Raw genomic sequence first — 24971 nt, forward strand, 5'->3', positions numbered from 1 at the left:
AGGCGGATCTATATAAATAAGCTTCACTTTTCCTGCAAATTCCTTTTTCAGAGAATGTAGTGCTAGCAGATTATTTCCTTTGATAATTAAATTATCGGTAATCGTTCCATTTTCATCCCTATTAAATTGATCAAAATGATGTTCTCCATTTTTATCAAACCGTTTGACATTCGTCAGGACTTTTGGATCCAATAGTTCTGTAATTTCATCCTGCGCCAGCACTTCATTAAAGAAGATCTCTTCTCGTTTATCTTCTTCACGGCTTTGGCCGCCTTCCAGAATACAGTCTTTGAATGGCCAGACCAATGAAACTTCGTTGCGCTGCTTCAAATGCTTACCATCAATTGTTAAACCTACTTTGTTTTTGAATTGGGTATAACTGTCATTCAGATAGTTTTTCTGCTCAAGGAACTGAATAAAAAGATTTTGTTTAAATACCCAGATATCTTTTACTTTGATGAAAAATTTTTCTTTCAGATCTGTGTCTTCCAAAAGTAATCCGATGAGTTCTTCATCAAAATTTTGTGCCTTGTTGAGGACTACCCATTTTTTAATTTCTCCGTTATCAGAAACGTAATTAGGTTCTTTCTTGATTTGGTTTTCAAGGGTTTGATAGAGTTTCATGGTATTAAGTTTTATTTCCTCAAATCTACTATGGTCAGGTGATCAGACATTACGGCTTCCCGTAAATCCAAATATCAATAGTGAATTTTGCTTTGCAAGTGAATGCTCAAATTGTTATAGTATAAAAAACCGCAGTTCTGATGGGTAGCCAATTATCATTAAAACCTCACAAAAGGCTTCGACTCCGCTCAGCCTGACAGTATACTCATCAACAGGACAGTACCAGAGTTGTCATGCTGAGCGGAGTCGAAGCATCTCGCTTTATTAAAAATTGAGATTCTTCACTTCGCTACGCTCCGTTCAGAATGACAGCAATTCTAAATTAAAGAAGGGCAATAATTCATCCTCACTCTCAAACTCTATCATTCTCAAACCCTCCCACTCTAGAACTCTCAAACCCTAAAATTCACTACCTTTGCAGCATGGAACTACAATCAATTTATCAAAAGCTGCAGATTCAGGATATGAATCAGATGCAGAAATCTACTTACAAAGCCTCTGAAAACAATACGGATATTGTATTGCTCTCTCCTACCGGATCAGGAAAAACGCTTGCTTTTTTATTTCCGGTGCTCAGAAATCTGAAAAAGGATGTTCAGGGTGTTCAGGCATTAATATTGGTTCCTGCCAGAGAATTGGCCTTGCAGATTGAGCAGGTTTTCAAATCGATGGGAACAGATTTTAAGGTTTCCGTTTGCTATGGTGGACATGATAAAAAGATTGAAGTCAATAATTTAATTGAAGCTCCGGCTGTTCTAATCGGAACTCCGGGAAGAGTTACTTATCACGTAAGAAACAATAATTTTGACCCGAAAACAGTTAAGACTTTGGTTCTGGATGAGTTTGATAAAGCCTTGGAATTGGGCTTTCATGATGATATGGAGTTCATCTGTAATTCTTTAAAAGGACTTTCTCAAAGAGTTTTAACATCTGCAACAGCGATGGATGAAATTCCTGCCTTTACAGGATTAAAAGATGAGAAAATCATCAGCTTCCTTAAAGAAAATGATGTGAAACCGGATCTTCAGCTGAGAAAAGTAATGACCATTCCGGAAGAAAAACTGGATACCTTATTCAATCTGGTTTGTAAAATCGGGAATAAAAGGACGCTGATCTTCTGCAACCACCGTGATGCGGTAGACCGTATTTCTGAGCTTCTTCATCAGATGGGAATCGACAGAGAAACCTTCCATGGCGGAATGGAACAGGATGAAAGGGAACGCGCCTTATTAAAATTCAGAAATGATTCTGCAAGGATCCTTATCACAACAGATTTAGCTGCCCGCGGACTGGATATTCCTGAAGTGGAATCTATTGTACATTATCAGCTTCCTCCAAAAGAAGATGCTTTCATCCACAGAAACGGGCGTACCGCAAGGATGAATGCCAAAGGTTTTGTATACCTCATCATGAATGAAGATGATAATTTTCCGTTCATCAAGAATGATACTCCTGAAGAAAGTGTTGCAGGATTTACTAAGGTTCCGCAAAAAACACCTTTCCAGACGATTTACATCAGTGCAGGAAAAAAAGATAAGGTCAATAAGGTAGATATTGTAGGATATCTGCTTAAAAAAGGAGAATTACAGAAAGAAGATGTGGGCGTTATTGAAGTAAAAGACACTACTTCTTATGTTGCAGTTTCCAGAAATAAGGTGAACGCTGTTCTGAGAAAACTTCAGAATGAAAGGTTGAAAGGGAAAAAAGTGAAAATGGAAGTAGCTTATTAAAGCTTCTACTAATAATATGTCATTGCGAACGAAGTGAAGCAATCTCATCTTTATAATCATGTTTAATAATAAGAGATTGCTTCGTCGCTAATGACAAAAAATTATTTTATTCCTCTTACTCTCATCGGAAAAGTATATACCGATTTTGAAGCGGTAATGAATAGAATATCATTATTTTCTCCTCCGAAAGTAACATTGGAGGTCCATTTTTCAGGAATGGGAATATGATAAATCTTCTTTCCTTCTCGGTTAAAAACATGTACTCCGTCTCCGGTTAAATATAGGTTTCCGTGTTTATCCAATGTCATTCCATCTGAACCCATTTCACAGAATAATTTTTTCTCGGATAGTTTTCCTTCTCCCAGAATATCATACACATAGGTTTTGCCAGCATCAATGTCTGAAAGGTATAATTTTCTCAGCTTTTCACTTCCTACAATTCCGTTAGGTTGGGTAAAAGTATCTAACTTACTGATTTTACCATTCTTATTCCTGTAATACAAACTTTTATTAGGGATTTCCTGTTTAAAATTGATCCAGTAATCTCTTTCATATAAAGGATCTGTGAAATACATCCCACCAAAAGCATCATTCCAGACATCGTTAGGCCCATTCAGCCTTTTGCCTTCAAAACCTTTGAATAAAACTTCTATTTTTTTATCTTTTGAGATCTTCCACATCTCTCCGTTATCATCCGAACAGGTAATCAGGAAACCGTCTTTATCAAAGTGCGTTCCGTTTGCCCTCCCCGTTTTATCTAAGAATTCTATAATCTGATTGCTTTTCCAGTCCCAGTAATAGATCTTATCATTAGGCTGATCGGTAAAATATACATTTCCCTCCTGATCTGCTGATGGGCCCTCTGTAAAGCTAAACTTATCAGAAACCATTTTGGGTTTTACACCTTCATAAAACATTTTACTACTATTTACTGATTGACAGTTTACCAATGCGAAAACCAAACCAATCAGTCCTACTTTACTGATATGCTTCATTATTTATTTTTAGATCTGCAATTTACAACATGCTTTATCGGTTTCAAAGGTATTTTCTCATTTTGATTCAATATATTTTAAAATACAAAATGTCCTAATTGTCCTATTTTTGAAGTAGATCATATTAGGAGTCGACAGATATAATCCAGAGCTTTGCAGTTGAGGAATCGATACCGTTTAGTTATAGAAATTCAGTTGAGGAAACAGGTATTGATCCGGATGAAGAATATTACCAAAATACTTTTATAGCATACGATAATGAGCGCAGAGTCCAACAACATCAAATCCCTGGAAATTGAAAATGAAGATTTCAGAAATTCGGTAGGAACAATGGATGAAACCGGAAAAAGAAAATGGATCTTCCCCAGAAAACCGAAAGGAAAATATACGAATTACAGAAACTACACCAGCTACGCTTTATTGGCTCTTTTCTTTGGATTACCTTTTATAAAGATCAATAACAATCCGTTCTTTTTATTTAACGTTATTGACAGAAAATTTTTTATCATCGGGCAGCCGTTTTACCTTCAGGACTTTTTCATTCTTGCTTTGGGAGCGGTTACTTCTGTGATCTTCGTCATGCTGTTTACGGTGGTTTTCGGAAGAATATTCTGCGGCTGGCTGTGTCCTCAGACTTTATTTATGGAAATGGTATTCCGTAAAATAGAATACTGGATTGAAGGCGACCGAAATAAACAAATGAAGCTCGACAGACAGGAATGGGATGCTGAAAAGATAAGAAAAAGACTTACAAAATGGGCTGTATTTATCCTCATTTCTATGGTCATCTCTACCTTTATGTTCATGTATATTGTAGGCTATGAGCAGGTTTTTCAGATTATGATTGACGGTCCTGCTGAACATCCTTTAAAGTTCATCACGATGATCTTTTTCACGATGACTTTTTATTTTGTTTTTGCGTGGCTACGTGAGCAGGTATGTACTCTTGTTTGCCCTTACGGAAGGCTTCAGGGAGTTTTAATTGATAAACAGACGATCAACGTATATTACGATTTCAAAAGAGGAGAAGGCCGTTCCAAATGGAGAAATAATGAAGACAGAAAAACGGCTGGCAAGGGAGATTGTATAGATTGTAATCAATGCGTTGTAGTCTGTCCTACAGGAATTGACATCAGAAACGGGCAGCAATTGGAATGTGTGAACTGTACTGCATGTATTGATGCCTGCGATGAAGTAATGGATAAAGTTGGTCTTCCAAAAGGATTAATCCGTTATGCGACTGAATCTGAAATTGAGAATCAGGAGAAATTCAAATTCACTTCGAGAATGAAGGCTACTACGGTCATTTTGGTTCTGTTAGTTGGTTTCCTTGGCTTTTTAATGTATGACCGTGGATCTATGGAAGCGAAATTTATTAAACCGGCGGGTTCTACGTTCTTCATTAAAGATGGTAAAATCACCAATACCTTCATTTATACTCTTCTGAATAAATCGAACGAGAAAAAGACGCTAACCATTAAAGTTATTAGTCCTGAAGATGCTGAGATTACTTATTTCGGATCTGAAAAAATTATCCTGAAGGGTGACCAGATCTTAAAAGGAAACATCAATATCTCTTTCCCTGAAGACAAAATCAAATTTTCAAAACAAAATATGGTTATTGGTGTTTTTGATGAAGAAGGAAAAATGGTAGATTCATTTGAAACTACATTTGAAGGACCTTTTAAACTAGCGCTGTAATATAGAGAGAAATACAGGATTTGGGGTTCTAAGTTTATAAAACCATTAACTAATAACCTATTGTACAATAAAAGAATTAAAGACCTGCCATTATACAACCTTTAAGTCTTGAGCTTCAACCCAAATTAGGCCTTATATTTCCTCATAAACTGAGTAGGAGTCATTCCGGAATTTTTCCGGAATACTCTTACAAAGTAAGAATACTCTTCATACCCTAATCTGAAAGCAATTTCAACAAGGTTTTCATCAAGGTACATCAACATTCTTTTGGCTTCCAGCACTACCCTTTCTGTAATCACTTCTGTAGCTGTTTTCTGTACTACCGCCTGTACGGTTCTGTTCAGATGCTTGGATGAAATACCTAATAAAGAAGCGTAATAAGCTATTGATTTATGTTCTGTAAAATGCTGTTCAATAAGACTTTCAAAATCCTGATAGTGTTTAAAATAAGAAAGTCCGGCAGAAGAGGTCAGTGTATCGAAATCCTTTGAAAACAAACGGGTTGAATTGATGAAAACCTGAGACATTAGTGATAAAATAAGTCCGTTTTTCATCAAACTATTAGATTGATGTTCTCTTTCCAGCTCCTGAAATAAATAAATGTTCTTCTCTAATTCTACTGCATCCAGCTGTAATTTTCTTGGAAAAGACACGGATCCGAAAAAAGGAAAATTCCTCAGCTTCTGATTCACATAATGCATCTCATAAAATTCCTGGGAACAAAAGAAAATGTACCCATCTATATCTTCCGAAAGCTCCCAACTGTGAATCTGCCCTGGTGAAAGAAAGAATAAGCTTCCTTCTGAAACCTCATATCTTTGGAAATCAATTTCATGGACACCACTTCCCTGGGTGAAAAGAACAGTTGCGTAAAAATTATGTCTGTGAGGCTTTTCTATGTGCTGATGCCCCACAATCAAATGGTCTTTCATGGTATTAAAATAAAAATCCGAAGGATCATTACCCTGAAAAAGATCAATATGAAGAACAGAAATAGAATTCATCCTGAAAATAAATGAATGATAAAAGTACTATAAATAAAGCCAAGCCACAAATCCAATACAAAAAAGGACCGGCTATTGCCGATCCTTTTCATTCTATGTAATACTTATTTATTTAATCACCAGTTTACTATTGTAGACTCCTTTTGAAGAGCTTATGCTGATTACATATACTCCTTTTGGTGCATTAATATTCAGTTCTTTGGTATTATTTCCTTCACTCTGATAAGCTGATGAATGAATCAGTCTTCCGCTTGCATCCAATACATTCACTTTCACTTCACCTTTTATATTCTGAGATTTAATAAAGAAATGACCATCACTTGGGTTTGGATATACTTTAATATCATCGGCTAAAGGAGAAGATGCTTCTCTTGTGGCCAAAGTACCTGTCTCACGGGTACATACCTGAAGACTCCATCCTGTAATGGTTCCTGCATCTCCTGTAAAATTATCTGATGCGAATAATTTCCACTGTCCCTGTGCTGGATGTCCTACAAAAATACCTAATGTTTCATTAGACTTCACTTCCCCCTGAATTGGAGTTGCACAGGTAGCAGCAGAACCTGCATCACTAAAGGTAGCTTGAATATTATCCTGGGAGCCACATTGCCTGTTCCAAACAAGAGCGGATGTTCCCATTGGTCCCTCTATTCCTATTGACAGATCTTTTACATAAGGGTGGGTAACTACAGGGCTAACTTTAATTTTGGTAATAATTCCTGTATTATTAACCATTAAAGGAACTGAAACCATAGGTGATGAAATAGCTGCATCTCCACCCGGGCCATCAGTAATTGGTACCGGATTACCATTATAGGTATATGTTGCACAGCTTTCTCCTGTAACTGAATAATCAATTACAAAACTTGGGCTCACAGCATAGTAAATATTATTAACGGCTTCTATCAAAATAAAAGCATTCGCTGAGGTAGAACCTGCAGGAATAGTTATTTGTTCAGTACCATCGTTAGGAGTATTAGCTGCAATAACAGTAAAAGTCTGCCCTCCGTCTTTTGATAATTTAATATTAACATTTTCCGTATTAACAGGAGCCTGATTGGTATTAGCAACACCCCAGGTTACAGTAAATACTCCTCCGGAACTCAATGACTGTCCAAATGTTGGTGCAGTAACCTTAAATGGTCCAGAATCTGCGTTTACAGTCACAAGCATTCCATCTCTATTTGTTTGCGGATCTAATGGACTATTATTTCTTACCGTAATATCAAAATTAAGACTTCTTCCTACACTAGATACGGTTTCCCATTTTGTCGTTAAGACTCCAGCCAATACTTTATTAAAGTCCGGAAAATATCTTGTTAAGGAACTTATGGGTTTCACAGATCTAAAAGTAGGCCCAGATGGTTTTGCAGCATAAGGAATGGAATTACTAGCAAACTGGCCTGCCGCCGGGTCCATTTGTTCCCATGTATAAGTGTATGAAGAACTATTAGTATCAGCCGTGGTTCCTTTTAATACAAAAGGTGTAGATTTAGGAATTGTATAATCTGCTCCAGCACTTACAGATGGAGCTGCCCCAGTAAAAGGAGTATTAACCCCACAAGTAATACTGTTGATTTTATTTTTTATTTCAGTGATATTGAAAGATTGATAATAATCATCCGAATTAAACTGAACATCATAGCTATTAGTAATCCCTGTATAAGCCATAATTGAGGAGCCGCTTCCTGGCTCTACCAGAGAGTTCGGATCACCTGAGCCATTTTTATAACTGTAAGAGTGATTGGCTCCCAGCTGATGCCCCATTTCATGAGCTACATAATCTATGTCAAAGTTGTCTCCTTCCGGATAGTTACTTGCCGTCCATCCTTTTGCTTTTGTAGCATTATCACATATATCTCCCGGCGCATAACCATTTCCATCTTCTCTATCAAATATATGCCCCATGTCATAATTTTCTGACCCTATTTTTGTATCAATATCACTTTGTACACCTGATATTTCGTCTCCTTGAGGATAGGGGTCGGTAGCTGCACTTGTATAAATAATAAGGTCATTATTGGCAACTAAATTGAAATGAAGGGATAAGTCTTTTTCAAAAACGCTGTTCATACGCGTAAGGCTCGCATTCATTGCAGCTAGTACAACTGCTTTCTTCTCAGCTTCAGTAGCTGTGGCAGGAAGAGCTGCTCCGGTTATATGATATTCTGCGTACTCATGGGTACAAGCTATAGCCAATCTGAAAGTATTAAAACCGGCCGTCTTTTTATTTACAGCATTGTTTTTTTTTTCAAGAGTACTTTCTATTGCTTTCTCTGTTGTGGAGCATTCAAAAGGTTCTTTATCCTGCCCTCTTCTTGCATTGGAATCGAAAACAGCATATACTGTTCTGTCTTCTGTATAAGGTTCAATAAACTCTGACATTCCTGAACGGGTGATCATGGAAGAAAATCCCACTGGTGAGAGGCTGAATCTTAAATATACGCTAGGATCTTCCAAAGCAGTTCCTACATAGGATTTAATATCAGGATATTTTGCCTGTAATTCAGGAGCCATATTAGAATACTCCCAAACCTGGAACTTTTCCAGCTTACCTTTAGCATTAGGAAGAGAAATAACTGCTCCTTTTTGACCTGAAAGACGGGCAGGTGCATTTTTCAGAAGTTGTTGGAGCTGATTGGCATCAAGTGAATAAAGTCCTGAAAATTCGAGTTTTTCCTGAGATTTTTTAACTTTTTGGGCCCTAATTTCGGTCCTCTTCCACTGTGAAAATCCCAGGAAAGGAATCATCAGTGCGAAAATAAAGAAATAATGTTTCATATCATTGTAGTTTTTTGTGTTTCATTAAGTTATAAAAAATATCATTTATTTTATATTTTTTTCACAACATAAGGATATTTTTATTTACTGATTAAAAATTCAGGTTATAGCAGTACTTTGCAAGATATATTTGGATGAAACTTTAAAAAATTTTTATCTTTGAAGTTTAGGAGCTGTAAAATGAAAATAAACTTACCTGATAAACTGTATTATTCCATAGGAGAAGTCGCTAAAGCATTCGATGTAAACACTTCATTAATACGCTATTGGGAACAGGAGTTTCCTATCATCAAACCTAAAAAGAATAAAAAAGGAAACCGCTATTTTACTCCTGAGGATATCAAGAACCTGCAGATGATCTATCATTTGGTTAAAGAAAAAGGATATACGCTGGATGGAGCGCGTGTTGCTTTAACTACCAACAGTAAAATTTCTGAAACCATCACTATTATTGACCGCCTTGAGTTTGTAAAAGCTGAACTTTTAAAGCTGAAAGAATCACTGGGTGATAGAGACACTGAATAATTTCTTCTACTTTTCTTTAAATCATTCTACGCCAAAGAATATAAGGTATTAATTTTTAACAGATTACACTTTTCTATATTCTAAATTCAACCATTTCAACAGCCACTATTGTCATGTGTGGTTTTTATCAATATGTTTATGCTTTATACACATAATGAGAAAAAACTATTACCAAAAACTGGCTTTTATGGTCATTTTACTGACTATTTTATTGGCTTTTCAGAAGTATACCAGCAGGGATAAAGAATCTTTTCCTGAGGCAAAATTTATTACCACTTCTTCAACTACTCACAATCTAGCAGATTTTGATCCTAATGTTTTAACTCCGGAACGGTGGCAAAAGCTTGGCTTTTCTGAAAAACAGGCATCTATTATTCTTAAATATAAAGAGATTGTAGGCGGAACTTTCACATCGAAAGAGCAGCTCAAAAAATGCTATGCAATTTCTGATGAAAAATTTGAAGAAATAAAACCTTTCATACTTCTTCCTGAGTTTTCTGCAAAGGATAATTCAAAACGCTTTAACAGCTTTGAAAAGAAAGAGATCATAGTAACCGGAAAGTTCAACCCTGATCTCAAAACTGTTCATGATTGGATCAAAATGGGGTTCAGTGAAAAGCAGGCCGAAGCTATTCTAAAATATAAAAGTTATCTTGGCGGAAGCTTTATCAGCAAAGAAAAATTCAGAGAATGCTTTATCATTTCCCCGGAAAATTACAACAAACTAGTGCCTTATTTATTGTTACCTGCGAAAACTCCTGAGAGTTTTAAGATGTCTGCCACTCAATATTCTGAAAAAATAAAAGTAAAATATTATAATTTTGATCCGAACCGTTTGGATGCTGAGGGTTGGAAAGCACTTGGCTTTTCTGAAAAACAGGCCCAAACTATTGTTAATTACCGTGATAAAAATCTCCGCGGCAGTTTTAAAAATATAGATGATATTCAAAAATGTTTTGTGATTTCTTCAGAAAAATTCCAGGAGATGAAATCTTTTATAAAGCTTAATCCGGAAACTATAAAGAAAGAGGATATACAGCAGGAAAAAACGGATTTTTCAAAAACAGATCTCAATACTATTACTTTTAAACAGCTTATAGAGTTTGGACTGGATGAAAAGAGTGCCGGTTCCATGATTGGCTTTAGAAAAAAGCTGAGAGGTTTTGTTATCAAACAGCAGATTCTGGACACTTATGATATTGATAAGGAATTGGTTCAAAAATTAATATCCATTGCACCGTTAGATGCTTCCAATGTGCCTAAATATAGCTTAGTGGAAGCTCCTGAAGATTGGCTGAAAGACCATCCCTATTTCAAATATTCTGCAGATAAAATTATTTTCTACAGGACAACCTATCCTGATGATAAGAAAATTCTAAAGTTTTTGAAATTAAAACCTGAATATGAAGAAAGAATGAAACTATACTTAAAATAAGACGATCACTAAATATATTATTTAAACAGTTAATCATATCAACAAAAAACTCCCCAAACAAGTACTTTTATTTTGGGGAGTTTTACTCTGAAATATTCGTTTATTTTTAATGATGCATATAATTACTGGGGCCATTGGTTCCTTCGATGGATTCCGGAAGCATTCCGTATTTAGAACGTAAGTTAACAGTTCCCAGCGTTTTTCCCGTTTCAATCTCAATGACACTAATGGTTCCTGAATTCAGGTTAGGAAGATCCAGCAGGTTATTTTGTACTGCTACTACTTCTTTTCCTTTTTTGGTTTTAAAGAAAACCATATGATGGGCTCCTTTATCTGCAGTAAGAGTTTTTAAAAGTTTTAGATTGGGAAGATTACTGATATCAAATACCAGAACTTTTCCAGGATCTGCAAAGCTTACATAAAGCCGGTTGTTATCATCAATATACATTTCGAGTGTCCAGCCTAATCCCTGTTTACTGCCATCAAATATTTTGGTAAAAGCATCATATTTCTTGGTTGTAGCATTGTAGGGAGCAATCCAGATATCACCGCCAAGCATTGTTGTGGCAAGGGCATACTGCGGAAACTTACCACGGAGTAATAACACTTCGACAGGGCTGGACAAATCTGTTGGAGAGTCGGCAACCTGATAAGTTTCTTTTAATTCATATGTATTCAGATCTATTAAGGTACAGGTATTTCCAAATCCGCTGGTAAGATCCGGATGAATGGTAGAAGTAACCATCATGAGTCCTTTTTCTTCATTCACAGAAATACCATGCGGATACATGATAAACTTATTGGGATTATCCTGAATTGGAGCCTTAATGGTTTTGATAAGCTTATTATTACTGGCATTAAAGACCCCTACACTCCCATCTTTCAGACCTCCTGCTCCCCCCATAAAAGTCATAAAGAATCTTCCGTCATTGGTGAAAAATAAATTTTCTCCTACTGTATTCTCACCTGTATCAATAGGGGTTGCGCTTACTAATTTGGGCTGTCCGATCTTGTCTTTTTCCGCTTTTATTTCGTAGAGATAACTGCCTCCCAAAGCAGTTGAATACAATTTATTTTTGCTCTGGTTATAATAAAGGTGGTGAGGCAGAACGCCAACTCCTAATTCAAGTTTGCTGCTGATGTTTCCAAAATCCGGAGCTTCAGGATCAAGCTCTATCACAGCTATACCGTCCGATTGCCCTGTGAGACTTCTATAGTCAATAAAAAAAGCAGTGTCATGGGGAATCTCCTGATGATTATCGTCCTGACAATTAGATAATATCATCAGCATCATGAGGAATAAGGGAACTTTGTTGAATTTTAATTTCATGATTTTCAGTTATTTAGTTATTTACATTATAAATATAACATAATTTATACGAAAAATAGAAAATATTACACCAATATGGGAATTTTGTAAATAGTAATTCCAAAACACTCTATTCAATCTTTTACTCTATAGCTAAATAATAATCATGATGAAAATTGTATGTTGCAAAAAAATAAGCAGGAAATAATTTCCTGCTTAATAATTATAATTTTAATCGAATGTTTTACTTGAATCTGTTAACAGAGTATTTAATGTGTTCAGTTCATCCTCTGTTAAGTCTCTCCATTTTCCGATAGGGAGATCTAGTTTTATATTCATGATACGAATTCTTTTCAGTTTTTTCACTTCGTATCCCAGATATTCACACATTCTACGGATCTGTCTGTTTAAGCCTTGTGTAAGAATAATTCTGAAGTTCATTTCATCAATTTTCTCCACCTCACATTTCCTGGTAACTGTGTCCAGAATTGGAACTCCATTTCTCATTTTTTCAAGAAATCTTGGAGTAATCGGCTTATCTACACGTACCAGATATTCTTTTTCGTGGTTATTTCTTGCACGAAGGATTTTATTCACGATATCACCATCACTGGTTAAAAGAATAAGTCCTTCACTAGGCTTATCAAGTCTTCCGATCGGGAAGATTCTTTTCGGATGGTTGATATAATCTACGATATTATTCTTTTCACGCTTAGTATCTGTAGTACACACAATTCCTACAGGTTTATTGAAAGCAATATAAACAGGTTTTTCCTGTGGCTCCCTGATAGGTTTTCCGTCTACTTCCACAAGGTCTTCATCAGAAACTTTTGTTCCTAATTCAGGTATTTTACCATTAATCTTTATTCTTCCTTCCTCCAGCAGTTTATCAGCCGCTCTTCTCGAACAGTACCCTACTTCTGATAAATATTTATTAATACGTGTCTTTTCCATTAGCTTCTACCGTAGTTGGTATGATTTTTCATTCACCTTGAAATCTGAAATCGTTATTTAAAAACTGATCTGTAGCATCTTCAATTTTATAGTCTCCGATTTTGGTTCTTCTTAATTGGGTTAAATAAGCTCCTACTCCCAGTTCCTGACCAATATCATGGGCAAGACTTCTGATATAAGTTCCTTTTGAACATCCAACCGTAAAGCTTACCAAAGGAAAATCAATTTTGATATCGCTGATATAATGAATGGTTGTTTTTCTGGATTTCATTTCCACTTCCTCTCCTGCCCTTGCCAGATTATAGGCTCTTTCACCATCAATCTTTATGGCTGAATACACCGGGGGTTTTTGTTCAATCTCTCCCACAAATTTTTCCAACGCTTCTTTTACCTGCTGTTCTGTGATATGCGAAATATCCTGATGAAGAATTTCCGGTTTTTCAGTATCATAGGATTCTGTCTGAACTCCTATTTTAATCTCAGTCCAATATTCTTTCGGGGCATCCTGAATTTCAGGGATCTTTTTGGTAAATTTTCCGCAGCAGACAATCAGAAGACCTGTAGCTCTTGGATCCAGCGTTCCTGCATGTCCTATTTTAAATTTTTTAGGAAGGTCAAACTCCCTTTTCAATTTGTATTTCATTTTATTGACAGCCTGGAAGGAAGTCCAGTCCAGAGGCTTATCCAATAAAAATATGTATCCTGATTTCAGTTCTTCCGCCGTCATGAATGGATATATAAATATTTTTTATTTAAAGAAATAAAAATAGATTAATAAGGCAATTCCTACGAAAATACGGTACCATCCCCAAGGTTTGAAACCATATTTGTTAAGTACTCCGATGAAGGCTTTGATCGCGATAAGTGCTACAATAAATGCAACAACATTCCCAATTACAAAGATCATAATATGATCCTGTGAAGCCATAATCATTTCGTATCCTTTCTGAGGATTAGCCGTTTCTTTTCCCCATGTTTTTACAAAAACGGAATACACCGTTACGGCCAACATCGTAGGCACAGCAAGGAAGAAAGAGAATTCTGCAGCAGCTTTCCTCGTAAGTCCCTGTGCCATCCCGCCAATAATGGAAGCAGCACTACGGCTTGTTCCAGGCATCATAGCCAGACACTGCCAGAATCCGATGGTTACTGCATTTCTTATGGTAATTCCTTTTTCATCGTCAATCTTAGGATTTTTAAACCATTTATCAGCAAATAATAAAACCACTCCGCCTAATACCAGTACTGAAGAAATAGCAATCTGGTTTCCCAGGACGGCTTCAATTTTATCATCAAATAAATATCCAAGAACTAAAGCCGGAACTACTGCAAACGCCAACTTAAAGTAAAACTGAATATTTTTAAGATCGAAAAACTTTTTCCAATAAGCTACAACAACAGAAAGGATTGCTCCAAACTGTATGGAAACCTGAAACATTTTTAAAAATTCATCATCGGGCATTCCCAGTAAATTGGCAGTGAACCCCATGTGTGCTGTAGATGAAATAGGAAGATACTCTGTCAATCCTTCTACAATGGCAATGATAATTGCTTTAATTAAATCCATGTTCTTATAAAAAAATTAAAAGATTAAGAGATTGAGATATTTAAAGTACTGGACTCTAAATGTCTTAATCTCTTAATCTCAAAATATAAATTGTTATTTATTTTCTTTTTAAAATAGCGTAGACTTCTATAACGAAACCTATCACAACAAATAACGGAGCGATTCTGATCCTTCTGATAGAAAAGATATCGTCATTCCATGAATTGGGATCAAGCTTACCATCCACGGTATTGGCGTCAGGTCCCATCATCAAAAGAAATCCGACCACAATAAATGCCAGCCCGATCAGCATCCATTTAAAGTTCTGCTGTCCGAAATAGAACGTATTTTCCTGTGGCGCTTCTGCTTCACGTCCGAAGTCTGAAGCAGAAAATTTATTTGTTTTTTTGCTCATTATTAAGAGTAGTATAAATCGTCAACGTTTGATTTTAAGAATCTCCAGGTAGCAAATATAGTACTTAGTACGGAAATAAAAATTCCTACACCCAATACTAAGATCACTAACCAGAAATACTGATTGTTGTCCTGTACGAAAGCTGATCCGATCTGACTTGTGAAATAATACCAAACACCTCCCAAAGCAAGAAGACCAATTAAAGAACCGATAGCTCCTAAAACAATTGCCTCAATGATAAACGGTTTAAGAATAAATCTTCTTTTTGCCCCTACCAGCTGCATGGTTTTGATAATAAATCTCTTGGAGAAAATTTTCAGACGGATGGAATTGTTGATTAACACTACAGCCAATACAAGGAATAGTAATGAAAATCCGAAAATCCATTTTAAGATTCTGCTCAGGTTGTTGTAAACGTCAACCATCAAAGTACTGTCATTTTTCACATCAATGATGCCCGGAACAGACTTGATCACTTTAATTGCTTCATCAATTTTCGCAGGATCTACATATTCAGGTTTTAAAGCCACTTCAATAGATGATGGGAAGATGTTTTCCTCAAACAATGCATCACTATCAATCCCCATACTCTTTTTAGCTTCAGCAGCTGCCATGCTTCTTGAAATATAGGTTGCTTTTTTTACAGGAGCTAACGTCTGTACCTTTTTAAAAGTTTCTTCCTCCAGTTTTGCAATTTTTACAGAATCTTTAGCGTCATAGTTTTCATCAAAGTAGGCGTTCACCACCAACTGCTCTTTGATATAGTCAGAATATTTCTGGGCATTAATTAAAATAAGCCCCATTAACCCTAACAAAAATAACACTAAGGCAATACTTATCACTACTGTAATATTGCTGGACCGAAGCCTTTTCTTATTAAACTCATCTACAGATTTAGCCATTAATATTAAAATTTTTGGCTAAAATAGAAAAAATCTTCCGAAATTTGGGAACGAAAAAGAGAAAATCACTGTTAATAAAATCATAAAAAACATTGAGTGTAAAAGCAAAAAAGCATCTTGGTCAACACTTTTTGACGGATGAAAACATCGCAAGAAAAATTGTAGAAGGTCTTAGTTTTGAGAACTATAATAACATCATGGAAGTAGGCCCCGGAATGGGCGTTCTTACCAAATATCTTCTTGAAAAAGATCAGAACATTTATCTAGCCGAAATTGATACGGAATCTATAGAATACCTTAAAAACAATTATTCTAAGGTTACGGAAAATACTTTTGTGGGAGATTTCCTAAAACAGGATTTTAATTTTATCAAAGATGAGCAGATTGCTATTATCGGGAACTTCCCGTATAATATTTCGTCACAGATATTATTCCAGATTATTGACCACTATGAGCTTATCCCTGAAATGGTGGGAATGTTCCAGAAAGAGGTAGCTGAAAGAACGGCTGCTGTTCCAAGGACTAAGGATTATGGAATACTTTCTGTTCTTATCCAGGCCTATTATGATGTATCTTATATGTTTACAGTGCATGAGAATGTCTTTAATCCGCCTCCAAAAGTAAAATCAGGTGTTATCCGGATCACAAGAAATCCTAAAGAAGGTCTTGCCGGCAACGAGGTTCTTTTCAAGCAAATTGTAAAAACGGGTTTCAACCAAAGAAGAAAAAAGCTTTCCAATGCATTGAAAACGTTGAATATTCCTGAAGCATTAAAGGGCCATGAATTCTTAGATAAACGAGCGGAAGAACTGAGCGTATCTGATTTCATCCACTTTGCGAATCTTTGGAAAGAAAACCAATAGATATATAACAAAAGCTCCTTATCCAAGGAGCTTTATGTTACTGTACGGGCATTGCTGTAATGATATTTTCACTCCAGTCTGCTCCCCCAAACAATTCAAACCTTGTAGCCTTACCTGTACCGGCTGTAAATTCACTGTCACACAATCCTGCCACATAGAAATAGGTTTTGTCTGCCCCTGTATTGTTAATGATAACCACAGATCCTGTCATCATATTAAATTTGGGATTTGCTGAGTTATTCTTAGGACCTGAAAAAAGTCCGCTAATTAGTTTTCCACCAACAATATCAGCAGATAATCCTGCAATTCCAGAAACATTGGCATTAGTATCTGAAAAGGAAGACTTCAGCCATACCCAATCAGATGAAGTTAATGTTCCCGTATCCACTGGCAGCAACATAGAAACACTCACCTCCCATTTTCCCGGAGAAAGCGTAATGGATGTTCCTGTTGTTCTAAAATTTGTTGCATTAAATGGAATATTCACTCCTGCACCAATAGTTCCGGATGTTTTCTGTACTCTGTACATCTGCCAGCGTACGTTACCATTAGTATCAGAAAGTAAAACTTTACCTTCACCCTGTCCTCCGTCTACAATTTGCAGGGGTGATTTTTGTTGAGAAGAAGTACCTGAAGTATTGATAAATTTATTAGCTCCTTCTGCCGTCCCTGTAAAGGTAAGGGTATTTCCATTTTCAGTAATCGTTCTGTTAGCTGCCAAAGTACCATTATTGGTATATAAACTAATATCCCCGCTGGTATCTTTTATTTTTTGCCACAATGAGCCATTAAAATAATAATATCCTACACTGTCTATATTTACTCTCTGCCCTAAATTATTTCCGGAAGAGCTATCTGTAATATATATTAATGCTCCGTTTTGGTCTGTAGTATAGCTTGATGTAATGGCAGTAAGCTCACCGCGTGTAAGACGGGGAGCCTGTAAGCCTATCCATTGCGAGTTATTGACAATATCACCGGCAGCGTTTCTTACAACACTTATGTCCATTGTACTTTTTGGAGATGGAGTATTTATGCCCACTTGGGCAAATACTGATGACGAGAATACCAATGCAATCATGCATGACGAAATAGCCTGTTTTTTCATTATGTTTTTAAGTTAAGATACGTATGTATTTATCCTGTTCAGGTTTATATTCGGAATAATAGCCCAGCCATTACAATTGGCTTTATGAATTTCTTTAATAAACAGGAATTATTATTTTACAAATGTTTCATTTATCAGTTTAAATTGTTCTACATGTTGTAAAATCTGACTAATAAATAATTGTGTTTTTTTATAGTTTGTTAATAATTTTTGATGCAATATTACAGTGCGAAGACCGCAATGCCAATTTCAATCCGGAAGATTTAAAGAAATTATTCGATATTAAGGTTAAATTCCCCGAAATTGTCAACACAAACACAATCAACTGAAAATCAATATAAAAACACATTTTCAAATAAAAGGAATACTGAAATCATGCTATAAGAAAAAGAACAATCATCAAATAAGTCTCTTTTTTTAGACATATAAAATCAACTTGAATTTAACGTGTATTTCAAAAAATCAATACCTACTTACCAACATATTTTATCCGGCTATTAACCGCATTCCTATTTTTTTCAGGGAATAGTATAAAGGTGAAATAATTTTCAGAAACAGATATACTTCCCAGCATTCTAAAGTAATCTCATGGATAGTCAGATATCATATTCTCAAAACAAACAATATATTGGCTTCCGGATTTTTAATATCATTCTTTACCCAATTAACTTACCTGATCTTATTTATGCTGGTCTGAAAGCCAACCTATATATACAACAAAAGCTCCTAGACAGGAGCTTTATAAGTAAAAAAGCCTTTCGTTTGAAAGGCTTTTTTTGTGCATTATTCTCTGTTTTTCAACATGATCCAGCCAGACCAGTTCATCTGAGTTTTAGATTTTGGATATTCGTAAGTAAACTTATACCAATAGGTTGCAGTTGGCAGTCTTTTACCAAGTAAAGTTCCGTCCCAAACCGGAGTTTCTTTTGAGAACCTGAACACCTCAACTCCAAATCTGTCATAAACAGAACCTGTGAAATTTTTAAACTGCCCCAAAGACTTCAGATCCAAGACATCATTGATCCCATCATTATTAGGGGTAATAAAATTATTGATCTGTAATGTAAAGAAGTCAAAAGTTCCTATACAATGAGTCCCTACTCTTCTCACCAGAATTGTATAATTGGTATTATCCAGAAGTCCGGTAAACACATTAGACTCCTGCCATGTAATCCCTTGGTCAATAGAATATTCAAGACTACTTGGAGTATTGTTCATTGGAGGGTTTATTGCAGTAACTGTCAGTGTTTTTTTAGATGTCTGATAGTCTACCCCGGTCACATAAGGGATAGCGGCTCCCATCACTTGAGCTGAGAAGATCTTTTTACAGTATCCGTTATCAATTTCAACTGTATAGATTCCCCATTTATCAACGTCTATCTTTTGTGTAGTAGCTCCAGTACTCCATTTATATTTATAATTTTTTCCTGCACCTGCATCCAGGGTTACAATATCTCCGTCACATATTTCGACATCTTTTAACGGACTTTTAATTTCAGGAACTACTTCAATTCGTATAGTGGCAGGATTAAGGGATTTACATCCTTTTGCTCCTATTGCATATACACTGAACACAGTAGTCTGATGTAGTGTAACCGTTTGTATATTGCCTGTTCCCGAGAAATTATCCCAAAGATAGGTATCTCCACCTTCAGCGGTAAGTGTTACACTTTCTCCCGGGCATATTTGTATAGCGGATGTTTTTAATTTGGCAACCGGTGTCTCTTCTTTAAATAATTTTAATTCAACTATTTTTCTACAGAAACCACCATTTGAAACCACTACATATAAAATCTGGCCGTCAGTACCGTCATAATTCAGAATATTCTGGATATAATTATTATTTTCAGCCAAAGCATCTGCTTGATCTTCATAAAACTTAAATACAGCTCCCGGTGTTGTGCTAATTGTTGGTTTAATGGTACTTAAATCAAAAGTAGTAATATCGGGTGTGCTGCAGAGCAGTAATGTAGCATCATGTGCTTCCGGAGTGGTTCCTCCGTGAATTTCTATGGAAGCTTTACCCGGACAAGGGTTTCCGGGAACACTTACTTCAATAGTATAAGTTCCCGGCTGTATGGCAGTTACAACGTTGGTTGTAGCGTTAGGAATCAATGTTCCATTATAATACCATTGGTATTGCAGGTTGGGATCATTTACAGAAGCAGTAAGCACCTGAGGTACATTATCACATACATTAATGTCACTAGGTAATTTTGTTCCTCCAGGACCTAAAAGATCTACCCCAATATTAAAAGAACCTCCTTCCAGAAATACTGCGGAATCGTAACTATTGTCAAGATAATCTGCAATAACCATTTTAAAATGATATTGCTGTCCAGCTACTACGTCTGCAACAGCTGTAAGCGGAACTGTTCTTCCATTAAAATTGGTAACAACACTGGGATTATTATACCCTCCAAAATATTGCTCATTAACAGCACCACAAGAAGTTCCTATCGCCGGGTGAATGTTGGTGATACTTACCGGTCCGGCACCTCCAGGCAATACTGCCATGTTCGTATAAGGGCCGCCTGCTGTAGGTTTCAATAATATAATAAATGCATCTGCATATTTACAGGGAAATGTCCCTGTATATTCGTCAGAGGCAATCAAATAATTAAATTTAATTTGAGAGGTTGTAGGAACAAAGTCAAACTCCAGAATCACTGCATCATTCAAATCATCTGCAGGCACTCCAATAACCTGTGCAAGATCACTGTCAGTTCCTCCTCCATTGGTATCATTGTTACTGGCTTCAAAACTATTGCCTGCCTTTCTTGCATACCCTGTAGAAAGTACAATCCCGTCTTTAAAAGGAAAATTTGTAGTTCCTTTATGGAAATATCCCCAGGCTCTATCAGCTTCTCCTACAGCATGATTAGGGGTTATTTTCACATTGGTAACGTTAGGGGTAACACAAGTGTTTGTTCCTGATGAAATCAATACATCTTTCACCAATTTTTCTATTGTAAAACTGGATTCCGGATATCCAGGAGCGTTCACATCAATAAAAGCTCCTGCCTTTTTAGACTGGGCAGATGCCTGCTTTTTTATGGGCTGTCTGGGTTGTTGATTTTGAGAAAACGAAAAATTCGAGATAAATAAAAAAAACAAACAAAGCGGTAGGTATCTTGTCATAATATTTTTGTTTCAACAAATTTAATTTTTTTTTAAATATACAATACACATATTTATATTTTTTATAAAAAAACTACAACATTTCAAACAACAATTAGCAATTATAAACAATATAACCATTTTTAACAAAATGATAATTCAAATTCAAAATATAATTTATAAAATTCACCACTATTCAAAAAAACATAATAAAAATATTATCCTTATACAAAACAATAAATAGCAAAACCCCTCATCAATGAAGGGTTTTGCTATTTATTAAATATTTTCTTAAATAATTTTAATTTCTATTTTTCAATAAAATCCAACCTGACCGTTGTTCCAGTTTTTTATTTGCAGGATTTTCCCATTGAACCCTATACCAATAAGTTCCTGTAGGTAAATTAATTCCTTTCAGAGACCCTCGCCATATAACATCTCCTTTGGTTGCCTTGAAGACCTCAGCGCCATATCTATCAAAGATAGAAGCAGCAAAATCTTTATATCCACTGATTCCGCTAAAGTCTATTGTATCATTTTTACCATCCATATTAGGAGTAATCGCATTGCTCAATACAAAGGTGAAGTAATCTATGGAAGTTCCACATTTTGCATTTTTCACCCTAACCATCAAATGATACATTGTATTATCCAAAACTCCACCAAATACATTTGAGTCCTGCCACGTCAATCCATTATCTATAGAGTATTCCAATGTTCCTCCTGTTGGATTACTTGCTGTAAGCGTAAGGGTATTCTTATTATGTACCACATTGATAATTTCAGGAAGATCAGGATTAATAAGCTGCGCCGTAAAGACCTTAGAGCATACTCCATTACTGATGGTTACAGAATATGTTCCCGCAATTTTTGTAGTAATCGTCTGTGTAGTAGCTCCTGTACTCCATAGATAGGTGTAGTTTGGTCCCGCTCCGGCATCAAGGGTTCCACTATCTCCTGCACATACATATACATTTTCCAATGTAGAAACAATAGCAGGAACTACTTCAATTTTTATTTTGGCAGGATCAACAGAGCTACATCCATTCCCTCCCAGTGCATATACGGAATACTCTGTTGTAACTGTAGGGGTTACCACCTGTGTATCTCCATTTCCTGTAAGCCCTACCCAATTATAGGTAACTCCACCTGTAGCAGTAAGTGTAACAGATTCACCAGCACATATTTTAACTTTATTCGCGGAAACTCCAGCTATTGGTGGCCCTACCTGAACGGTAACAGTTGCTGGTGTAGCAGAGGCACATCCATTAGCTCCAATAGCCGTTACAGTATATGTTGTAGTGACTGTTGGAGATACAGTTTGTGTATTTCCTGTACCTGTAAGTCCATTGCCCCAAACATAGGTATTTCCGCCAGAAGCTGTTAATGTTACGGATTCTCCCTCACAGATACGGGACTGAGATGACACAAGCGCTGCAACCGGTTTTACAGTATCCTGAGTTACAGTTACCGTTGAAGTATATGAACAGTTTAGATTTCCAGGCTGAAATACATTGGTAACGGTTAATGTATATGTACCACCTGCATTAACTACAGGAGTAAGGGTATTAGCCCCAGACACAATACTTCCTCCCACAGTAGTCCAGGTAATAGTAGATCCGGCCGGTACTACAGAAGCAGATGCATTGAGTGTAACTTGAGGTGTTGTACAGGTAACAGTCTGCGGTGCAGCTATTGTTAAGGTTATTTCTGCAGTTCTCAGTAATTGAAGGGAAACTACATAACTACAACCTCCATTACTCACTCTTACATAAATTGTCTGGTTTGCTGATGTAGGTGAATAGCTTGTAGGAGCTACAATAAAATTACCATTACCGGCATTTGCATCGTTTTGGTTTACATAATAGGTAAACGTAACTCCTGTTGCTGTAGTGATCTGCCCCTCTGATTCTTTAAGATTATACGTTAATCCCGGCTGATAACATTTATGCAATATGGCATTTTGTGCTGTAAATGGTTCGGACACTTCAATAGTGATAGTAGCCGGAGTTTGAGAAGCACATCCATTAGCCCCGATAGCGGTTACACTATATGTTGTAGTAACTGTGGGAGATACGGTTTGTGTATTTCCATTCCCGGGAAGACCGCCACCCCAATTATAGGTTGCCCCTCCTGAAGCGGTAAGTGTTACGGATTCTCCTTTACAAATTTTTAACTTAGTAGCTGTAAGGGATGGATTAGGCGGAGCACTATTACCCGTCACCGTTACTGATCCTACAGCTGTACAATTAATATTTCCAGGCTGATATACCTGAGATATTGTTAACGTATATGTTCCCGGTGCATTAATGACAGGGTTTAAAGTATTTCCTCCTGAAACTATATTCCCTCCTGTAGTAACCCAGTTAAATGTTGCTCCGGCGGGATAAACTGAAGCTGAAGCATCCAGTGTAATCTGAGAATTGGCACAAGTCAATACTGTAGGAGGTACAACGGATACCGTCATTTGAGGAGCCTTCACCAAAGTCAGCTCTGCTACTTTGGCACAGAACCCATTCAACACTCTTACATATACCTTTCCTCCTGCACTCTGATAAGCTGCAGGATTAGGAATTGTATTGGCATTACCTGCATCTGCATCTGCCTGTGTTGTATAATAAGTAAAGGTTGCACCTGGTGTTGTACTTATTGCAGGCTGTGCTACAGGTAAATTAAATGTTGCATTTCCCGCAACATAGCAGGCTGTTAATGTAGCATTCTGCACAGTAGGAGAAGTTCCGCCCACAACAGTAATACTTGCTTCTCCGGGACACGAACTTCCCTGTATATACACTTTAACTGTATATACACCAGGTTGTGTTGCTGTATAGCTGGCATTGGTTGCTCCGGCAATAGGATTATTATTCAAAAACCATTGATAGGTTACATTAGGCACCTGTACAGAAGCGGTAAATGTTTGCGGTGCATTATCACACATATTTACTGAGTTGGGAAGCTTTACTCCACCCGGCCCAAGAATATTTACTCCCAAATCAAATGATCCCGCATCCAAAAACACTGCCGAATCATAATTAGCATCCTGAAAATCAGCTAATACCATTTTAAAATGGTAAGTCTGCCCAGGAACTACGGTTGCTTTTGCAGTTAAAGGAATAGTACGACCTTCAAAATTAGTTTCAATTTTAGGATTACTGTTTGTACCACCGTAATACACTTCATTCTTAGGTGAGCAATTCGGATATCCCGGACGAATATTCGTTACACTCACTGGCCCAGCCCCACCTGGAAGCACTGCTAAATTGGTATAAGTAGGGTCTCCCACTTTTTTCAAAAATAAAGCAAAACCATCTGTAATATTACATGGGAAGTTATCCTGATATTCTTTAGAAGCAAATAAATATTTAAAAGTAATTTCAGTAGAAATTGCAACAAAATCAAACTCTATATAGGTAGCGTTATTCAGTTTATCAGGAGGAATACCTAAAGCCCCTGCAAGGTCACTATCACCGCTTGGTCCAAGATCATCATTAAGATCTGCAACTGGAAAATTCCCCGCATTTTTCGCAAATCCTGTGGAAAGAATAATCCCTTTATTGAATGGGAAACCGGTAGTTGCCTTATTAAAATATCCCCAGCTTCTGTTTGGATTAGATGGTGGTAAATTAGGATATACCACTACATTGCTTACGTTGTTACTGGCACATCCCCCACCTGAAATGAGGACATCCTTTACAAGCTGAGTAATACTGTAAGATGACTCAGGATAATTGGAAGTGTTTATATCTATAAAAGCTCCGGATTTGGCAGTGGCACCATTATTTTTGGGGAGCACACTTTTTTTCACCACTCTGTTCTGGGCAAAAATAAAGCTTCCTATAAAAACAAAAAATAACACTAAAAATAAACTTCCTTTCCTCCTATTTAACATTTTATATTATTTTAAACAAAAATACTATTTTTTTTGATTGAAATTCAATTTAACATTATTTACATTATTA

At 36.4% G+C, this 24971-nt stretch carries 18 protein-coding genes; 5 read left to right on the top strand and 13 right to left on the bottom strand.

Annotation, left to right across the window (positions count from 1 at the left end; genetic code table 11):
* On the bottom strand, positions 1-624 hold a 624-nt coding region (locus BBH99_RS06240), incomplete at its 3' end, for a site-specific DNA-methyltransferase (RefSeq protein ID WP_262487192.1).
* A gap of 422 nt (positions 625-1046) precedes the next feature.
* On the opposite strand from BBH99_RS06240, the gene BBH99_RS06245 reads away from it, so the two are divergent.
* The gene (locus tag BBH99_RS06245; protein ID WP_066693437.1) at positions 1047-2354 is read left to right on the top strand and encodes a DEAD/DEAH box helicase; all 1308 of its coding nucleotides are present in this window, start codon (positions 1047-1049) and stop codon (positions 2352-2354) included.
* A 101-nt stretch (positions 2355-2455) separates the two neighbouring features.
* Here BBH99_RS06245 and BBH99_RS06250 read toward each other — a convergent pair whose 3' ends face one another.
* Entirely contained in the window at positions 2456-3349 is an 894-nt protein-coding gene (locus BBH99_RS06250) for an SMP-30/gluconolactonase/LRE family protein (protein WP_066693439.1), read from the bottom strand.
* Positions 3350-3607: 258 nt separating this feature from the next.
* Here BBH99_RS06250 and ccoG point away from each other — a divergent pair, with 258 nt between their 5' ends.
* Positions 3608-5050: a cytochrome c oxidase accessory protein CcoG gene (gene ccoG, locus BBH99_RS06255; protein WP_066693442.1), complete on the top strand. Its 1443-nt coding sequence runs from the start codon at positions 3608-3610 to the stop codon at positions 5048-5050.
* Positions 5051-5175: 125 nt separating this feature from the next.
* On the opposite strand, the gene BBH99_RS06260 is transcribed toward ccoG, so the two are convergent.
* The gene (locus BBH99_RS06260; protein ID WP_066693444.1) at positions 5176-6054 is read right to left on the bottom strand and encodes an AraC family transcriptional regulator; all 879 of its coding nucleotides are present in this window, start codon (positions 6052-6054) and stop codon (positions 5176-5178) included.
* A 108-nt stretch (positions 6055-6162) separates the two neighbouring features.
* Positions 6163-8835, bottom strand: coding sequence for a reprolysin-like metallopeptidase (locus BBH99_RS06265; protein ID WP_066693447.1), 2673 nt, complete (start codon positions 8833-8835; stop codon positions 6163-6165).
* Positions 8836-9015: 180 nt separating this feature from the next.
* Between BBH99_RS06265 and BBH99_RS06270 the strand changes: the two genes are divergently transcribed.
* Together BBH99_RS06270 and BBH99_RS06275 are read left to right on the top strand one after the other, a co-directional pair.
* Positions 9016-9360 (top strand): MerR family transcriptional regulator, encoded by a 345-nt coding sequence (locus BBH99_RS06270; protein WP_066693449.1) that lies wholly within the window; start codon positions 9016-9018, stop codon positions 9358-9360.
* Positions 9361-9547: 187 nt separating this feature from the next.
* Positions 9548-10795, top strand: coding sequence for a helix-hairpin-helix domain-containing protein (locus BBH99_RS06275; RefSeq protein WP_228390751.1), 1248 nt, complete (start codon positions 9548-9550; stop codon positions 10793-10795).
* A 106-nt stretch (positions 10796-10901) separates the two neighbouring features.
* Here the strand turns inward: BBH99_RS06275 and BBH99_RS06280 are convergent, their stop codons facing one another.
* The 6 genes from BBH99_RS06280 to BBH99_RS06305 all read right to left on the bottom strand — a co-directional run bounded on the left by BBH99_RS06280 (position 10902) and on the right by BBH99_RS06305 (position 15921).
* Entirely contained in the window at positions 10902-12125 is a 1224-nt protein-coding gene (locus tag BBH99_RS06280; protein WP_066693455.1) for a YncE family protein, read from the bottom strand.
* A gap of 210 nt (positions 12126-12335) precedes the next feature.
* Entirely contained in the window at positions 12336-13058 is a 723-nt protein-coding gene (rluF, locus tag BBH99_RS06285) for a 23S rRNA pseudouridine(2604) synthase RluF (protein WP_066693458.1), read from the bottom strand.
* Positions 13059-13086: 28 nt separating this feature from the next.
* Complete coding sequence (truB, locus tag BBH99_RS06290; RefSeq protein ID WP_066693461.1) at positions 13087-13785, bottom strand: tRNA pseudouridine(55) synthase TruB; 699 nt, start codon at positions 13783-13785, stop codon at positions 13087-13089.
* Between the two features lie 21 nt (positions 13786-13806).
* Positions 13807-14625: an undecaprenyl-diphosphate phosphatase gene (locus BBH99_RS06295; RefSeq protein ID WP_066693464.1), complete on the bottom strand. Its 819-nt coding sequence runs from the start codon at positions 14623-14625 to the stop codon at positions 13807-13809.
* A 97-nt stretch (positions 14626-14722) separates the two neighbouring features.
* The gene (locus BBH99_RS06300; RefSeq protein WP_066693466.1) at positions 14723-15019 is read right to left on the bottom strand and encodes a DUF3098 domain-containing protein; all 297 of its coding nucleotides are present in this window, start codon (positions 15017-15019) and stop codon (positions 14723-14725) included.
* A gap of 2 nt (positions 15020-15021) precedes the next feature.
* On the bottom strand, positions 15022-15921 hold the full coding sequence (locus BBH99_RS06305) for a cell division protein FtsX (RefSeq protein ID WP_066693468.1): 900 nt from the start codon (positions 15919-15921) through the stop codon (positions 15022-15024).
* 92 nt (positions 15922-16013) lie between these two features.
* Here BBH99_RS06305 and rsmA point away from each other — a divergent pair, with 92 nt between their 5' ends.
* A complete protein-coding gene (rsmA, locus tag BBH99_RS06310) occupies positions 16014-16784 on the top strand; it encodes a 16S rRNA (adenine(1518)-N(6)/adenine(1519)-N(6))-dimethyltransferase RsmA (protein ID WP_066693470.1) in 771 nt (256 codons plus the stop codon).
* 37 nt (positions 16785-16821) lie between these two features.
* Here the strand turns inward: rsmA and BBH99_RS06315 are convergent, their stop codons facing one another.
* The 3 genes from BBH99_RS06315 to BBH99_RS06325 all read right to left on the bottom strand — a co-directional run bounded on the left by BBH99_RS06315 (position 16822) and on the right by BBH99_RS06325 (position 24901).
* The gene (locus BBH99_RS06315; protein ID WP_123873040.1) at positions 16822-17892 is read right to left on the bottom strand and encodes a hypothetical protein; all 1071 of its coding nucleotides are present in this window, start codon (positions 17890-17892) and stop codon (positions 16822-16824) included.
* 783 nt (positions 17893-18675) lie between these two features.
* On the bottom strand, positions 18676-21033 hold the full coding sequence (locus tag BBH99_RS06320; protein ID WP_066693481.1) for a choice-of-anchor L domain-containing protein: 2358 nt from the start codon (positions 21031-21033) through the stop codon (positions 18676-18678).
* A gap of 280 nt (positions 21034-21313) precedes the next feature.
* A complete protein-coding gene (locus BBH99_RS06325; RefSeq protein ID WP_066693484.1) occupies positions 21314-24901 on the bottom strand; it encodes a choice-of-anchor L domain-containing protein in 3588 nt (1195 codons plus the stop codon).
* Positions 24902-24971 lie beyond the last annotated feature (70 nt).

This window comes from Chryseobacterium contaminans, from assembly GCF_001684955.1.
Lineage (GTDB): Bacteria > Bacteroidota > Bacteroidia > Flavobacteriales > Weeksellaceae > Chryseobacterium > Chryseobacterium contaminans.

Bases quoted from the DNA above. Each gene is read 5' to 3' on its own strand.
- BBH99_RS06245 (WP_066693437.1), top strand. From the start codon at position 1,047: ATGGAACTACAATCAATTTATCAAAAGCTGCAGATTCAGGATATGAAT.
- BBH99_RS06250 (WP_066693439.1), bottom strand. From the start codon at position 3,349: ATGAAGCATATCAGTAAAGTAGGACTGATTGGTTTGGTTTTCGCATTG.
- ccoG (WP_066693442.1), top strand. From the start codon at position 3,608: ATGAGCGCAGAGTCCAACAACATCAAATCCCTGGAAATTGAAAATGAA.
- BBH99_RS06260 (WP_066693444.1), bottom strand. From the start codon at position 6,054: ATGAATTCTATTTCTGTTCTTCATATTGATCTTTTTCAGGGTAATGAT.
- BBH99_RS06265 (WP_066693447.1), bottom strand. From the start codon at position 8,835: ATGAAACATTATTTCTTTATTTTCGCACTGATGATTCCTTTCCTGGGA.
- BBH99_RS06270 (WP_066693449.1), top strand. From the start codon at position 9,016: ATGAAAATAAACTTACCTGATAAACTGTATTATTCCATAGGAGAAGTC.
- BBH99_RS06275 (WP_228390751.1), top strand. From the start codon at position 9,548: ATGGTCATTTTACTGACTATTTTATTGGCTTTTCAGAAGTATACCAGC.
- BBH99_RS06280 (WP_066693455.1), bottom strand. From the start codon at position 12,125: ATGAAATTAAAATTCAACAAAGTTCCCTTATTCCTCATGATGCTGATG.
- rluF (WP_066693458.1), bottom strand. From the start codon at position 13,058: ATGGAAAAGACACGTATTAATAAATATTTATCAGAAGTAGGGTACTGT.
- truB (WP_066693461.1), bottom strand. From the start codon at position 13,785: ATGACGGCGGAAGAACTGAAATCAGGATACATATTTTTATTGGATAAG.
- BBH99_RS06295 (WP_066693464.1), bottom strand. From the start codon at position 14,625: ATGGATTTAATTAAAGCAATTATCATTGCCATTGTAGAAGGATTGACA.
- BBH99_RS06300 (WP_066693466.1), bottom strand. From the start codon at position 15,019: ATGAGCAAAAAAACAAATAAATTTTCTGCTTCAGACTTCGGACGTGAA.
- BBH99_RS06305 (WP_066693468.1), bottom strand. From the start codon at position 15,921: ATGGCTAAATCTGTAGATGAGTTTAATAAGAAAAGGCTTCGGTCCAGC.
- BBH99_RS06315 (WP_123873040.1), bottom strand. From the start codon at position 17,892: ATGAAAAAACAGGCTATTTCGTCATGCATGATTGCATTGGTATTCTCG.
- BBH99_RS06320 (WP_066693481.1), bottom strand. From the start codon at position 21,033: ATGACAAGATACCTACCGCTTTGTTTGTTTTTTTTATTTATCTCGAAT.
- BBH99_RS06325 (WP_066693484.1), bottom strand. From the start codon at position 24,901: ATGTTAAATAGGAGGAAAGGAAGTTTATTTTTAGTGTTATTTTTTGTT.